At 72.0% G+C, this 12,920-nt stretch carries 17 protein-coding genes; 4 read left to right on the forward strand and 13 right to left on the reverse strand.

Translation table 11 applies throughout. The features are described 5' to 3' along the window. Nucleotides 1-16 precede the first annotated feature (16 nt). Genes FJR00_RS16525 through FJR00_RS16325 form a run of 4 tightly spaced genes read right to left on the reverse strand, consistent with a single transcriptional unit; the run spans nucleotide 17 to nucleotide 1,107 of the window. The gene (locus FJR00_RS16525) at nucleotides 17-325 is read right to left on the reverse strand and encodes a DUF2804 family protein (RefSeq protein ID WP_202876638.1); all 309 of its coding nucleotides are present in this window, start codon (nucleotides 323-325) and stop codon (nucleotides 17-19) included. Then, complete coding sequence (locus FJR00_RS16660) at nucleotides 208-501, reverse strand: DUF2804 family protein (protein ID WP_202876639.1); 294 nt, start codon at nucleotides 499-501, stop codon at nucleotides 208-210. The genes FJR00_RS16525 and FJR00_RS16660 overlap by 118 nt, the downstream gene beginning before the upstream one ends. Next, on the reverse strand, nucleotides 437-832 hold the full coding sequence (locus tag FJR00_RS10005; RefSeq protein WP_141338592.1) for a type II toxin-antitoxin system VapC family toxin: 396 nt from the start codon (nucleotides 830-832) through the stop codon (nucleotides 437-439). The genes FJR00_RS16660 and FJR00_RS10005 overlap by 65 nt, the downstream gene beginning before the upstream one ends. Continuing rightward, nucleotides 832-1,107: a type II toxin-antitoxin system prevent-host-death family antitoxin gene (locus FJR00_RS16325; RefSeq protein WP_238330427.1), complete on the reverse strand. Its 276-nt coding sequence runs from the start codon at nucleotides 1,105-1,107 to the stop codon at nucleotides 832-834. The genes FJR00_RS10005 and FJR00_RS16325 overlap by 1 nt, the downstream gene beginning before the upstream one ends. 190 nt (nucleotides 1,108-1,297) lie before the next feature. Here FJR00_RS16325 and FJR00_RS10015 point away from each other — a divergent pair, with 190 nt between their 5' ends. Then, nucleotides 1,298-1,531, forward strand: coding sequence for a type II toxin-antitoxin system VapB family antitoxin (locus FJR00_RS10015; protein ID WP_141338594.1), 234 nt, complete (start codon nucleotides 1,298-1,300; stop codon nucleotides 1,529-1,531). Next, nucleotides 1,528-1,962: a type II toxin-antitoxin system VapC family toxin gene (locus tag FJR00_RS10020; protein ID WP_141338595.1), complete on the forward strand. Its 435-nt coding sequence runs from the start codon at nucleotides 1,528-1,530 to the stop codon at nucleotides 1,960-1,962. Before FJR00_RS10015 ends, FJR00_RS10020 begins: the two co-directional genes overlap by 4 nt. 33 nt (nucleotides 1,963-1,995) lie before the next feature. On the opposite strand, the gene FJR00_RS10025 is transcribed toward FJR00_RS10020, so the two are convergent. Continuing rightward, nucleotides 1,996-2,568, reverse strand: coding sequence for a DUF2399 domain-containing protein (locus tag FJR00_RS10025; protein ID WP_181409578.1), 573 nt, complete (start codon nucleotides 2,566-2,568; stop codon nucleotides 1,996-1,998). Between the two features lie 103 nt (nucleotides 2,569-2,671). Here FJR00_RS10025 and FJR00_RS15750 point away from each other — a divergent pair, with 103 nt between their 5' ends. Continuing rightward, on the forward strand, nucleotides 2,672-2,815 hold the full coding sequence (locus FJR00_RS15750; RefSeq protein WP_181409579.1) for a hypothetical protein: 144 nt from the start codon (nucleotides 2,672-2,674) through the stop codon (nucleotides 2,813-2,815). An 81-nt stretch (nucleotides 2,816-2,896) separates the two neighbouring features. On the opposite strand, the gene FJR00_RS10030 is transcribed toward FJR00_RS15750, so the two are convergent. From FJR00_RS10030 to FJR00_RS10065, 8 genes are read right to left on the reverse strand one after another with little or no spacing between them, the layout of a single operon-like run. Further along, nucleotides 2,897-3,535, reverse strand: coding sequence for a nucleoside/nucleotide kinase family protein (locus FJR00_RS10030; RefSeq protein WP_141338597.1), 639 nt, complete (start codon nucleotides 3,533-3,535; stop codon nucleotides 2,897-2,899). 31 nt (nucleotides 3,536-3,566) lie between these two features. After that, on the reverse strand, nucleotides 3,567-4,991 hold the full coding sequence (locus FJR00_RS10035) for a xylulokinase (protein ID WP_141338598.1): 1,425 nt from the start codon (nucleotides 4,989-4,991) through the stop codon (nucleotides 3,567-3,569). Nucleotides 4,992-4,997: 6 nt separating this feature from the next. Further along, entirely contained in the window at nucleotides 4,998-6,056 is a 1,059-nt protein-coding gene (locus tag FJR00_RS10040) for a zinc-dependent alcohol dehydrogenase family protein (protein WP_202876640.1), read from the reverse strand. A 10-nt stretch (nucleotides 6,057-6,066) separates the two neighbouring features. Further along, nucleotides 6,067-7,116, reverse strand: a complete 1,050-nt coding sequence (locus FJR00_RS10045) for an NAD(P)-dependent alcohol dehydrogenase (protein WP_141338599.1) — start codon at nucleotides 7,114-7,116, stop codon at nucleotides 6,067-6,069. Continuing rightward, complete coding sequence (locus FJR00_RS10050; protein WP_141338600.1) at nucleotides 7,103-8,605, reverse strand: mannitol dehydrogenase family protein; 1,503 nt, start codon at nucleotides 8,603-8,605, stop codon at nucleotides 7,103-7,105. Before FJR00_RS10050 ends, FJR00_RS10045 begins: the two co-directional genes overlap by 14 nt. After that, on the reverse strand, nucleotides 8,602-9,465 hold the full coding sequence (locus FJR00_RS10055; RefSeq protein ID WP_141338601.1) for a carbohydrate ABC transporter permease: 864 nt from the start codon (nucleotides 9,463-9,465) through the stop codon (nucleotides 8,602-8,604). The genes FJR00_RS10050 and FJR00_RS10055 overlap by 4 nt, the downstream gene beginning before the upstream one ends. Continuing rightward, nucleotides 9,462-10,406 (reverse strand): carbohydrate ABC transporter permease, encoded by a 945-nt coding sequence (locus FJR00_RS10060; protein WP_141338602.1) that lies wholly within the window; start codon nucleotides 10,404-10,406, stop codon nucleotides 9,462-9,464. The genes FJR00_RS10055 and FJR00_RS10060 overlap by 4 nt, the downstream gene beginning before the upstream one ends. Continuing rightward, complete coding sequence (locus FJR00_RS10065) at nucleotides 10,403-11,806, reverse strand: ABC transporter substrate-binding protein (RefSeq protein WP_377466672.1); 1,404 nt, start codon at nucleotides 11,804-11,806, stop codon at nucleotides 10,403-10,405. Before FJR00_RS10065 ends, FJR00_RS10060 begins: the two co-directional genes overlap by 4 nt. A 144-nt stretch (nucleotides 11,807-11,950) precedes the next feature. Here FJR00_RS10065 and FJR00_RS10070 point away from each other — a divergent pair, with 144 nt between their 5' ends. Beyond that, a complete protein-coding gene (locus FJR00_RS10070) occupies nucleotides 11,951-12,895 on the forward strand; it encodes a sugar-binding transcriptional regulator (RefSeq protein ID WP_141338603.1) in 945 nt (314 codons plus the stop codon). Nucleotides 12,896-12,920 lie beyond the last annotated feature (25 nt).

Raw genomic sequence — 12,920 nt, forward strand, 5'->3', positions numbered from 1 at the left:
GACACGTTCATACCCCTCACCAGCGGTTCCGAGCCTCCTCGGCCCAGCCCACCAGTCCGTCCAGGTCGACGCGCTGCCCGTGGTCGTCCACGGCCCATCCGCTGAAGGTGCCGAAGCACTGGTGCGTCTCGCCCGCGACCACGAGCAGGTTGGTCCGTGCCACGCGCTCGAAGGGCGTCAACCGCACGCTCACGCGCTCACCCTCGATCAGCCACGGCGCCGTCCAGTCCTCGCGGTCGTAGGTCCGAAGAGCTCCTCGTGAATCTTGTGCAGCCGTCCGCCCACGAAGAGCCCGTTCTCCGTCTGGCCGGTGCCCTCTGTCCACCGACCGCCGAGCTGGATGCCGAGGTCCCCGCCCGGCCGGCAGGCCGGGTCACCGGCATGCCCTCCGCCGGCCCGCCCCAGATCGGCAGGTAGGCGGCGGCAGGCGAGGTCGTCAGCGTCCCGGAGCGAGGACGGAGAACCCCAGCAGTCGTGTCGCCTCCGCGAGCCGTTCGTCATAGGTCACCACGCCGAGCAGGTCTTCCTCCAGCAAGAGCGCGGCCGCCAGGTGCAGCGCATCCAGCGAGCGCAGTCCGGGTGGCTCCAGGCGGGCAGCCTCCTCGAAGACACTGGTCTCCAGCCGGAGGACCGTCAGCGTGTCGAGCACCTGTCGGGCCAGCGGCGCCGACTTCGGCAGGACGCGCCGGACCGCGCGGAAGAGCTCCGTCCGGGCGAGGTCCGAGGTCACCAGCGCCTCCGCCCGGGCCTCGATCCACTGTCGGAGCACATCGGACTCAGGCTCGGGAGCGACCAGTTTCACGAGGGCGGAGGTGTCCAGGTAGTAGGTCATCAGTAGCGCTGGTCCTCGCGGTCCTCGTCGAGGGCCCGCGACAGCGCGGTGCTCGGTGCTCCCTGCGGCCGAGGAAGGTCCGCCAGCAGCCCCCGGGGCGGGCGCGCGAGCCCAGCGGTGACGAGCTCAGACATACGGCTCGCGCCGAGGGGCACCAGTCGTGCGACCGGCCTGCCGTGGTCGGTCACCACCAGCGCCTCGCCGGCAGCCGCTCGAGCCACGGCCGCGGAGGCGTTCTGCTTGAGCTCACGAATGCCGATGGACTGCTCTGCCACGGCGCCCTCCGTCCTGAATGTGCTACACGGTAGCACCTCGGCGGTGCTGCCGGAACTGAGCCGCCGAGGACAGCATCGAGGTTGCCACTCCTCGTCGCGGGCCGCTGGCCGGGTGGGTGGGGAACGACGATCAACAAGGCGCCTCCAGGGGGGAGTACGGGAGTACGGGTCATCGAGTACAGTCGTCCGTATGAAGACGACGATCGACATCCCCGACGCCCTGGCGGCTGAGGCGAAGGCTGCTGCTCGGCGGTCGGGGGCGACCCTCCGGGAGCTCGTCCTGTCAGGCCTGAGGGCGGAGGTGGCTCGTCGACAACGGTCGGACGTGGTCGACTTCCACTTCCCGACGGTGGCCGGCGAAGGGCTTGGCGCGGACCTGGCGCCGGAGGAGGCTGTGGCGAGGTCCTACGGGTTGCCCTCGTGATCGCGGTCGACACCAACCTTCTCGTCTACGCGCACCGGGAGGACAGTCCCCACCACGCCAGGGCGTCCGAGGTCCTGAACGCCCTGGCCGTCGGTCGGGCCACCTGGGCCATCCCGTGGCCATGTCTCCACGAGTTCCTGGCGGTGGTGACGCACCCACGGATCTACCGCCCCCCCACCGCACCCCAGGTCGCACTGCGGGCCGTCGACGCGCTCGTCGCGCTCCCCACCGTCCATCTCCTCTCGGAGACCTCGGACCACCACGCCATCCTGGCGAGGCTGGTGAGTGTGCCCGCCGTGGTCGGCCCGAAGATCCACGACGCGCGGGTCGCCGCGATCTGTCTGGGTCACGGTGTGGACACGCTCTGGTCCGCGGACCGCGACTTCTCGTGGTTCCCAGAGCTCCGTGTCGTCAACCCGCTGACGTCGTAGGGCACCGAGAGAAGGGCCCGCAGACCTGGACGGCTACCGCCCGTGCCCCATGGCGTCCAGCAGCCGGGGCAGGACTGTCTCCTCGTGCACGGCATGTCCGTGGTGCCGCATCGCGGCACCCAGCTCGGGGTCCCACGACGGGTCCACCGGGGTTCCGACCAGCTGCGGGCCGCCGACGGCCACGCCGGCCAGGTAGTCCGCCACCCCCATCAGCCACGGGCGCACCCCGTGCCGTCCGGCCGCCCGCTCGGCCAGGGCCAGCCCGGGCCAGTCGAAGTCGCCGTGGTAGCGCAGGTCGCCGCCCGCCGCGGCCAGCAGCCCGAGCACCTCGTCCACCACCAGGTTGGGCTCGCCCGCGGTGCACACGACCACCCAGCCCTCCACCTGCCGCTCGGCCACCGCCTCGAGCACCTGGGGGTTCTCGCAGACCAGGACCGGCGCGTCGACGACAGGCTGCATGCCCTCGGCGCGACGCAGGTCCCACGCGCTCAGGTGGACGGGGTCACCCGCCCTTGTCGCCTCCGCCAGCCGCCGGGCCAGCGGGCCGTCCCCCTCGAGCCGCAGCCCCAGCACGAGGCAGGTGCGGGAGACCAGGTCCGGCGCCACCCCCCACGCATTGTGGGGACGGCTGGCCCGACGCGCCGGTCGGTCCCGGACGAGCGTCGGACAGGAAGCAGTCCCCGGCCGACGCGCCGCATAGGGCGAGGACGTGGCTGACCCGGTGCGCGCGCAGCGCCTGAACGCAGCCCGTGCGGTGGTCTCCGGCTTTCGTGCGGACCTCACCGACGAGGACGCCTCCCACATCACGAGGGCGGACCAGGACCTCTACGACGAGAAGGGGCTACCCCGTTGATCGGACATCCGCACGCGGCGGAGCAGCGCGGGCACGATGCACGGACGGGTCGACAGGGTGGTGGACGGCCACCCCACCAGGTCATAGCCGCACGATGCGTGTCGCGTTTTCCCTGAGCGCCTCCACCGCGACGGCGTTGTCGTGGTCCGGCCCGAACGCCCGCTGATGTGCGCGCCCCGGGTCCTCGCCGTGCCGGACGTGCCGCTCGACCAGACGCTCGTTCCGCACCTGCGGGTCGAGGTCGAGGAACCACACCTCGTCCAGCGCGGCGCGCGCCTGCGGCCACGCGCCGGTCGTGGCGAGGAGATAGTTGCCCTCGGTGACCACGAGCGGCACCGACGGCAGGATGGGCAGGGCCGAGCCGATCGAGGTCTCGAGGTCCCTTTCGTAGCGGGGGGCGTAGACGATCTCGTCAGGTGCCTGGGAGCGCAGCCGGGCGAGGAGAGCGGCATACCCGGCGTCGTCGAAGGTGTCGATGGCACCCTTGCGGCCGCGGGCTCCGCGCTCGTGCAGGATCGCGTCGTCGAGGTGGAAGCCGTCCATCGGGGCGAGGGCGAGCAGCTCGGGCCCGAGCGCGTCCGCCAGGGCGGCCGCCAGCGTCGACTTGCCGGCCCCGGGAGCCCCGGTGAGCCCGAGGATGGTCCGTCCGGGGCGTGCTGCCAGGCGGCGGGCGTCCTCGACGAGCGAGTCGAGCGTGTCCGGAGCCGGCTCGGACGTCATGCCCTGCCCGACCGCGCCCGGGCAGGAGACGTCACTGCCGCACCCCGTGCACGGTGGAGAGCAGCTCGGCGTACCGCCCCTTGATTTCCTCGACCACCGGGTCGACGACCGGCTCCGCGCTCACCACGTGCTCCACGGCGGCCCACGCCGGGCAGGCGTCCTCGCCCGAGAGCACCCAGGCGGCCTGGCGGGCCGCCCCGCGGGCGACGTACTCGCCCGGGGCGGGCACGACGAGCGGGACGCCGATGAAGGTCGCCGCGATTTCCCGCACGGCCGCCGAGCCGGTGGCGCCGCCGATGAGGAGCACCCGCCGGACGTCCACCCCCTCGCGGCGGAGGGCATCCACGCCGGCGGCGACGTTGAGCAGCATGCCCTCGACGAAGGCGCGTGCCACGTTGGCCGGGGTGAGGTTGTCCCGGGTCATGCCCGACAGGGTGCCGCTGGCCGTCGGCAGGTTGGGTGTCCGCTCGCCGTCGAGGTAGGGCAGCAGGGTCAGCCCGCCCGCACCGGGCTCGGCCCCCAGCGCCAGGCGTTCCAGCCCGGCCAGGTCGGTGCCCAGCGCCTGCGCCCCGGCCCCGAGCACGCGGGCGGCGTTGAGCGTGCACATCAGCGGCAGGTGGCCGCCGGCGGCGTCGGCGAAACCGGCCACCTCGCCCGTGGGGTCCTGGGTGGGACGAGAGTGGGAGGCGAAGGCGGTGCCGCTCGTGCCGAGCGAGACCGCCACGTCCCCGCCGACCAGGCCGAGCCCCAGCGCCGCGGCCGCGTTGTCCCCGGCACCGGGGCCCACCACCCGGCCTCCGGGGGTGCGTCCGGCGGCGGTGGCGGGGCCGAGCACCTCGGGCAGCTCCAGGTCGTCGCGGCCGGTCGCCAGCCGCAGGAGGTCGAGGTGGTAGGAGTTCGTCGACGCCGAGAAGTAGCCGGTGCCGGACGCGTCGGAGCGGTCGGTCACCCACCGCTCCACCCGCCCGTCCCCCGCGAGCAGCCGGCTGGTCAGCCAGTCGTGCGGCAGCACGCAGGTGCGCGTGCGGGCCAGGTGGTCCGGCTCGTTGCGGGCCAGCCAGCGCAGCTTGGACACGGTGATCGCGGCCACCGGCACCACGCCGATCGCCTCGGCCCACGCCTGCGGCCCGCCGAGCTCATCGATGAGGTCGAGCGCGTCCGGGGCCGACCGGGTGTCGTTCCACAGCAGCGCCGGGCGGACCACCTGCTGGTCCTCGTCGAGGCACACCATGCCGTGCTGCTGGCCGGCGACGGAGATCGCCGACACCCCCTCCAGCAGCCCGCCGGAGGTCGTCTCCTGCAGCGCGCCCCACCAGTGGTCCGGGTGCACCTCGGTGCCGTCGGGGTGGGGCGCGCGACCGGTGCGCACCACCTCGCCGGTCCGGGCGTCGCAGACCATCACCTTGCACGACTGCGTCGAGCTGTCGATGCCGGCGACCAGGGTGGGGGTGTCCATCAGTGCTCAGTCCTCCCAGACGATGCAGACCTTGCCCGCCTGCCCGCGGTCGGCGACCTCGTAGGCGGTGCCGGCCTCGCTCAGCGGGTAGCGGTGGGTCACGATCCTCCCAGGGTGCTCGCCCCACCGCACGAGCAGCTCGAGCAGCTCGGCCATGTGCTGCACCGACGACACCCAGGACCCGTGCACGCTGACCTGCGGGTGGATGAGCAGCGGCGAGACGTCCATCGTCATCGTGCCGCCCTCGCCGACGAGGACGCACCGGCCCCAGTGCCGGGTATGACGCAGCGCCGCCAGCCGGGCGTCGGGGTGGCCGGAGCAGTCGATGGTCACCTCGCAGCCCCGGCCCCCGGTGGCCGAGCCGAGCGCCTCCGCCAGGTCGGCCGGGTCGGCCACCGCCACGTCGAGGAGGTCCAGGCTCTGGGCCAGCTCCACCCGGCTGGCGACCGGGTCCATCCCGATCACGCGGGCCGCGCCGAGGTGCCGGCCCAGCATCGCGGCGGCCAGCCCGACCGGCCCCAGCCCGGTGACCAGGAGCGTGTCGCGCCCGCTCACCCGACCTCGGAGCAGACCCTCGAAGGCGGTGCCGAAGCCGCACGAGACCAGTGCACCGTCGACGAAGGTGAGCGGCTCGGGCAGCAGCAGGCAGCTGGACTCCTCGGCGAGCAGGTAGTCGGCGTGCCCGCCGTCGCGCTGCCAGCCGTGCGCCGCCCGGTGGTCGGAGGAGCAGCCGACCGGATAGCCGCGGCGGCACTCCTCGCACTGGCCGCACCCGCTGATGTGGTAGACGACGACCCGGTCGCCGGGGGAGAGCCGGCGAGCCCCGGGACCCGCCTCCACGACCTCACCGCACGGCTCGTGGCCGGCGACGACGCCCTGGTAGGCCTCGGCACCGACGCCGAGGTGCTCGCGGTAGATCGCCCGGATGTCCGACCCGCAGATGCTCGAGGCCCGCATCCGCAGCAGCACCTGGCCCGGCCCGGGCTCGGGCACGGCGACGGTGACGTGCTCGACGGTGGAGCTGCCCGGCAGCCGGACGCCGCGCATCGTGGAGGGCAGGGTCATCGAGGCTCTCTCAGGTCTGCGGGTGGATCATCGACTTGATGGCGTGCGGGTCGTCCGACGCGGCGGTGAGCGCCTCGGCGGTCTGGTCGAGGCGGAAGTGCCCGGTGACGAGGTCGTCGAGCTGCACCTGCCCGGAGGCGACCAGGGCGATCGCGGCCGGCCAGGTGTTGGCGTAGCGGAAGACCCCGGTGACCAGCAGCTCCCGCTCCTGGACCAGCGAGACCGGCAGGTCGAGGGTGTCGCCGCCCATCCCGACGAGCACGGCCCGTCCGGCCGGGGCCAGGGACCGCAGGCCGGCCAGCGTCGAGCCGGGATGACCGCTGCACTCCAGCAGCACGTGGAGGGCGGGGCGTCCGCCGTACCAGGTCTCGAGCGGCACCTCGCGGGCGTCCACGGTGTCCGTGGCCCCGTGCGCGGCCGCCACCGCGAGCCGGTGCGGGTTGACGTCGACGACCACGACCTCGGACGCCCCGGCCACGCGGGCCACCTGGGCGCAGAGCAGACCGACCGGTCCGGCCCCCGTGACGAGCACGCGGTCGCCGGGTCCCACGGCCGCCTTGCGGCAGGCCCACAGCGCCACCGAAAGCGGTTCGACCATCGCCGCGGCGTCGTCCCCGACCTCGTCCGGCACGGGGTGGGCGAAGGCGTGGTGGTGCACGATGACCTCGCTGAGCGAGCCGTCGACCGGGGGAGTGGCGTGGAAGACCATCTCGGGGCACAGGTTGTAGCGTCCGGACAGGCACTGCTCGCACTCCCGGCAGGGCACGCCGGGCTCCAGCGAGACCCGCTGGCCGACCCGGGCCGGGTCGACGTCGGCGCCGACGCCCACGACGACCCCGGCCGCCTCGTGACCGAGGACGAGCGGCGCCGTCACGGCATACGACCCGATCCGCCCGTGCGTGTAGTAGTGCGTGTCGGACCCGCACACCCCCACCGAGGTCACCTGCACGAGGACCTCGTCCGGCCCGGGCCGCGGCCGTGGCCGCTCGTGCACCTGGATCGTGCCCGGCTCGAGCAGGACGGCTGTCCTCGTCGTCTGCGGACCGTCAGCCGCGGACATGATCCTCCAGGGTCAGGCGGGCACCCTTGTCGTGCAAGGACGTGAGAAACCCGAGGTAGGCGGTGGTGAACCGTTCGTCGTGCCGCAGGTCGCCGAAGAAGGACTCGTCCTCGAGGAAGGCGAGCGGCTCCTCGCGCTGACGGGCGGCCGCCGCCATGACCTTGTCCTTGAACCGGTCGACCACCTCGATCGGCTCGCCTTGCTCGTCCACGCCCTCGGCATACCGCGCCCAGGAGGCGACGACGAGCGCGGACGACTCGATCCGCCCGCCGTGCTCGAGGTTGTGCTGGATGACCGGCACCAACCACTTCGGTATGCGGTCGCTGGACTCCGCGCACAGGCGCGCCAGGGTGTCGCGCACCTCGGGGTTGGCGAAGCGCGCGATGAGCTCGCGACGGTAGGCGTCGAGGTCGACGCCCGGGACCTCGGGCAGGGTGGGCGTGCCCTCGTGCTCCATGTAGCCGAGGAGGAAGTCCACGAACAGCGGGTCCTGGCAAACCTCGTGGGCGTAGCGGTAGCCGGCGAGGTACCCCAGGTAGCACAGCGCCTGGTGGCTGGCGTTGAGCAGGCGCAGCTTCATCAGCTCGTAGGGGACCACGTCGTCGACGACCTGGGCGCCGGCCTCCTCGAAGGCGGGGCGGCCGGTGGGGAAGGAGTCCTCCAGCACCCACTGGGTGAACGGCTCGCAGACGACCGGCCAGGCGTCCTCCACCCCGAACCGCCCGGCCAGGGCGCTGATGTCCTCCTGGCTGGTGACCGGGGTGATGCGGTCCACCATGGAGTTGGGGAAGGCGACGTGCTCGGCCAGCCACTGCGCCAGCGGCTCCCCGTCGGGGGACCGCTCGTCCTGGAGGGCGGCGAAGGCGCCGATCATGTCCCGTGCGACGTCGCCGTTGCCGGGCAGGTTGTCGCACGACATCACCGTGAACGGCTCGGTCCCGGCCGCGCGGCGACGCCGCAGGGCCTCGGTGACGAACCCGAAGGCGCTGCGCGGGGTACCGGGGGAGTCGAGGTCGGCCTGCAGGGCCGGGTCGTCGGGGTCGAACCGCCCGGTCACCTGGTTGACGTGGTAGCCGCCCTCGGTGATCGTCAGCGAGACGACGCGCACCCGGGGGTCGACCATGGCGGCCAGCACCGCCTCGGGGTCGTCCGGGGCGAAGAGGTAGTCGACGATGGACCCGATCACCCGGGGCTCCAGCGTCCCGTCCGGGTGCTTGATCACCAGGGTGTAGAGGCAGTCCTGCCCCTTGAGCGCGTCCCGCATGCGGACGTCGCCGGGCATGGTGCCGACCCCCACGATGGCCCAGTCGTGATCGCGGCCGTCCTCCATGAGGCGGTCGAGGTACATCGCCTCGTGCGCCCGGTGGAAGCCGCCGACGCCGAGGTGGACGATGCCTGGCGACAGGGCGGAGCGGTCGTAGGTGGGCCGGGCGACCGTGCCGGGCAGCTGGTCGAGCGTCGCGTCGCTGAGCCGGGTCGTGGCTGTCACTTGACCGCTCCCATCGACAGGCCCTGGACGAGCTTGTCCTGGGCGGCGAAGCCGGCCGTCAGCACCGGGATCGACACGACCAGGCTGGCCGCGCAGACCTGCGCGAGGAACAGGCCCTGGCTGGTGACGAAGCCGGTGAGGTAGACCGGTGCCGTCTGCGCGACGGTGCTGGTCAGCACCCGGGCCAGGAGCAGCTCGTTCCAGCTGAAGATGAAGCAGATGAGCGCCGCCGCGGCGATGCCGGGCATCACGACGGGGGCGATCACCTTGCGCAGGGTGGTCGACAGGTTGGCCCCGTCGATCTGGGCCGCCTCGATCATCTCCACGGGCACCTCCGCGAGGAAGGAGCGCAGCATCCAGACGGCGATCGGCAGGTTCATCGAGGTGTAGAAGATCGTCAGCAGGAAGATGTTGTCCAGCAGCCCGGAGAACTGCGCGAAGAGGTAGATCGGCAGGATCGCCGCGACGATCGGCAGCATCTTGGTGGACAGCAGGAAGAACAGGACGTCCTGCCACTTGCCCACGGGTCGGATCGACAGGGCGTAGGCGGCCGGGAAGGCCAGGAGGATGACCAGCGCCGTGGACAGCACGCTGGCCGTGGCCGAGTTGAGCAGCGGCCCCCACGGGTCCGAGCCGAAGAAGTTGCGGTAGCCCTCCACGCTGAAGGGGGCGAACAGCTGGGGCGGGTTGGTCGCGGCGTCGGTCTCGCTGCGGAAGGAGACCAGGACCATCCACAGGAACGGGATGAAGAAGAGCAGGCCGATGGCCCAGGCCAGGACCGCCAGGCCGAGGCCCTGCCGTCCGGCCTTGTCCCGGAACGGTGTCCGGCGCTGGCTCGAGGGCTTCAGGGCGATGGTCATCGTGACTCCTCCTGGAAGACGGTGAAGACGGTCCTCAGGGCGAGCATCGCCACGACGAGGGTGCCGGCCACCGTGACGACGCCGGCGGCGGACGCGCGGCCGTAGTCCTGGGCGGTGTAGAAGGTCTGGTAGACGAAGTAGGGCAGGTTGGCGCTGCCGGTGGCACCGGCGGTGATGGTGAAGACGTGGTCGAAGTTCTGGACCACGTAGATGGTGCCGAGGAGCACGCTCAGCTCGATGTAGGGGCGCAGGTGCGGCAGCGTCATGTGGATGAAGATCTGCCAGGCGCTGGCGCCGTCGATGCGCGCGGCCTCGACCACGTCCATCGGTCGGCTCTGCAGCCCGGCGAGCAGGATGAGCATCATGAACGGCGTCCACTGCCAGGAGATCGCCACGATGAGGGCCGGCAGCGGCATGCTGCCCACCCAGTCGGGCTGGGGTGCGTCGTCACCGAGGAAGAGCGTGAGCAGACCGTTGAACAGGCCGTACTCGGGGTTGTACAAGGCGTGCTTCCACAGCAGGGCCGCCGCGATCGGCACGAGGAGGAAGGGGGTGATCATCATCGTGCGCACGACGCCCCGGCCGGGGAACTTCCGGTCGAGCAGCAGCGCGATGACCAGACCCAGGACGAGGCAGATGAGCACCACGCTCACGGTCAGCACGACCGTGACGACCACCGCCGAGCGGGCGTCGACGTTGGTGAAGACCCGGGCGTAGTTGCTGAAGCCCGCGAACCCCCGGTCGTCGGGGTAGTAGGCGTTCCAGTTCATGAACGAGACGATCAGCGTGCCGAGGAACGGCAGCTGGGTCAGCACGATGACGAAGATGAGGGCGGGCAGCAGCGGCAGCCGGCGCCGCCACGCCTCCGACATCCCGCTCTGCCGCTCGGCGGGCGGGGGTGCCCCCGTCCGAGCGGCCTCCGGGGCTACCTGGGTGCTCATCGGTCGCTCTCCTCCCGTGCCTCGTACCGCTCGGCGATGTCCTCGGCCAGCCGCTGACCCTTGTCGAGGGCGTCCTCGACGCTCATCCGCCCCGCGATCGCGGCGCTGATGTCCTGACTCACCTGGGTACCCAGCTCGGGAAACTCGGGCAGGCCGATGAACTGGATCCCCATCGCCGGTCGAGGCTGGAGGCCGGGGTTCTCCGGGTCGGCCGCCTCGATCGCCTGTCTCGTCGGCTCGGCGAAGGCTCCGGCGACCTCGAGGTAGTCGGGGTTCTCGTAGGTCGAGGCCCGCTTGCCCGAGGGCACCTGGGCCCAGCCGACCTCCTGGCCGACGAGTTCCTCGTACTCCTTGCTGGAGGCCCAGGAGATGAACTCCCAGGCGTCGTCCTTGTTCTCCGAGGCCTCCTGGATCGCGAAGGACCAGGCGTAGAGCCATCCGGAGCTGTCCGTCTCGACCACCGGTGCGGGCGCGTAGCCGAGCAGGCCCTGGACGGGTGAGCCGTCGGCCTCGAGCGAGCCGGCGGCGGAGGTGGCGTCGTACCACATCGCCGAGTTGCCCTGGCTGAGGTTGTTGAGGCACTCCACGAAGCCGGAGTTGGGCGCCCCGCGCTGGCCGTGCTCGCGGACCAGGTCGACGTAGAAGGTGACGGCCTCGGTGAACTCGGGCGCGTTGACCTTCGGCTGCATCCCGCTGGTGGAGTTCTGCTCGTCCGACTCGAACCAGGTGCCGCCGAAGGTGTTGACCACGGTGGTCAGCGGGGCGAAGATCTGGCCCCAGCCGGGCTGCCCGCGCAGGCAGATGCCCGACATGCCGGGCTCGGCCCCGTCGACCTGGGCGGCGATGTCGGCGACCTCCTGCCAGGTGGGGTGCTCGGGCATCTCGATGCCCTCCCGGTCGAGGATGTCCTTGCGGTACATCAGGAACGAGGACTCGCCGTAGAAAGGCTCGCCGTAGACGCTGCCGTCGACGGTCAACGAGGTCGTCATCGACCCGAGGATGTCGTCCTGGTCGAAGTCCGGGTCGGCGGCGATGTAGTCGTCGAGGTTGGCGACCCACCCGGCCCGGGCGTAGATCGGGATCTCGAAGTTGGACAGGGTGGCCACGTCGTACTGCCCCGACTGGCTGGTGAACTCCTGGCTGACCAGGTCGCGCAGGTCGTTCTCCGGCAGGATCGTGTAGTTGACCGAGATGCCGGTCTCCTCGGTGAAGTGCTCCGCGGTGAGCCGCTGGAGGTCGGCCATCTGGGGGTTGTTGACCATGATCACGTTCAGCGACCCCTCCGCCCCCGCGTCTCCTCCCGCCCAGCCCGCGGTGCAGGCGCTGAGCGCGAGGGAGGCGGTGACGGTCAGTCCCAGAGCCGTGGTCGTCGCGGTGCGTGGTCGTCTGCTTCGTTGCACTGTCTCGAACCCTTCGTGGGGTGTCTCAAGCGAGCAGCATGTGTGCACGTTTGAGCGAACGGCCCGAGTCAACTAGTCTTTGCCCTGGGTGTCAAGGGTCTGGCGACGTCGTCGTCAGGCCCGGATAGGGAGAGGCGGCGCGGGATGGGACGAGGAGACGTGCTGGATCTGGGTGAGCGCCGCGCCGCGGCCGCGGTGGCCCGCCGCTACTACCTCGACGGCGAGTCCAAGGTGGACATCGCCACCGAGCTCGGCCTGAGCCGCTTCAAGGTGGCGCGTCTGCTGGACGTGGCCAAGGAGACGGGGATCGTGCGGATCGAGGTCGTCGAGCCGGTCGAGGAGCAGGTGCTCGAGCTGGCGGCGCAGGTCAGGAGCCGGTGGGGCCTGCGCGAGTGCCGCGTCGTGCCGGACTCGGACTCGCCCCGGGAGGACGTCGGTCGCGCTGCCGCGGACCTGCTCGGTCGCCTGGTCGGTCCGCAGGACGTGCTCGGAATGCCGTGGAGCCGGTCGGTGCACGCGATGGTGGACTCCTTGACGAGCCTGCCGAGGGTGCCGGTCGTGCAGCTCAGCGGCGCGATGGCCACCAACCAGGTCGACAGCAGCACGGTCGCCATCGTGCGTCGTGCCTCACGGATCGCCGGCGGCGGCCGTCACGTCTTCTTCGCCCCCCTCGTCATGCCCGACGAGGAGGCCGCCGCGGCGGTGCGCCGCGACCCCGCCGTGCGTGAGGCCCTGGCCGCCGCCGACACCGTGACGGTGGCGATGGTGGGTGTCGGAGCCTGGGCGCCGGGGGAGTCGACGATCTACGACGCCGTCGACGAGGCGGCCCGCGAGGAGGTCGCCGCCGCCGGTGCGGTGGGCGAGATCGCGGCCGTCTTCTTCGACGAGCAGGGCAGCCTGGTCGAGACGTCGGTCTCCCGGCGGGTGATCGCCCTGAGCGGGCAGCAGCTCGTCCGGATCCCCACGGTGCTCACCAGCTGCCACCAGCTCTCGCGCGTGCCGGCGTTGGTCCCCGCGTTGAGAGGCGGCCTGGTCAACGCGCTGGTCCTCACCGCAGAGGTCGCCGAGGAGCTGCTGGCCGTCCCGTGACCCGGACGCGCTCCACCGGGTCACC

Source organism: Ornithinimicrobium kibberense, assembly GCF_006519705.1.
Taxonomy (GTDB): Bacteria; Actinomycetota; Actinomycetes; order Actinomycetales; family Dermatophilaceae; genus Ornithinicoccus; species Ornithinicoccus kibberensis.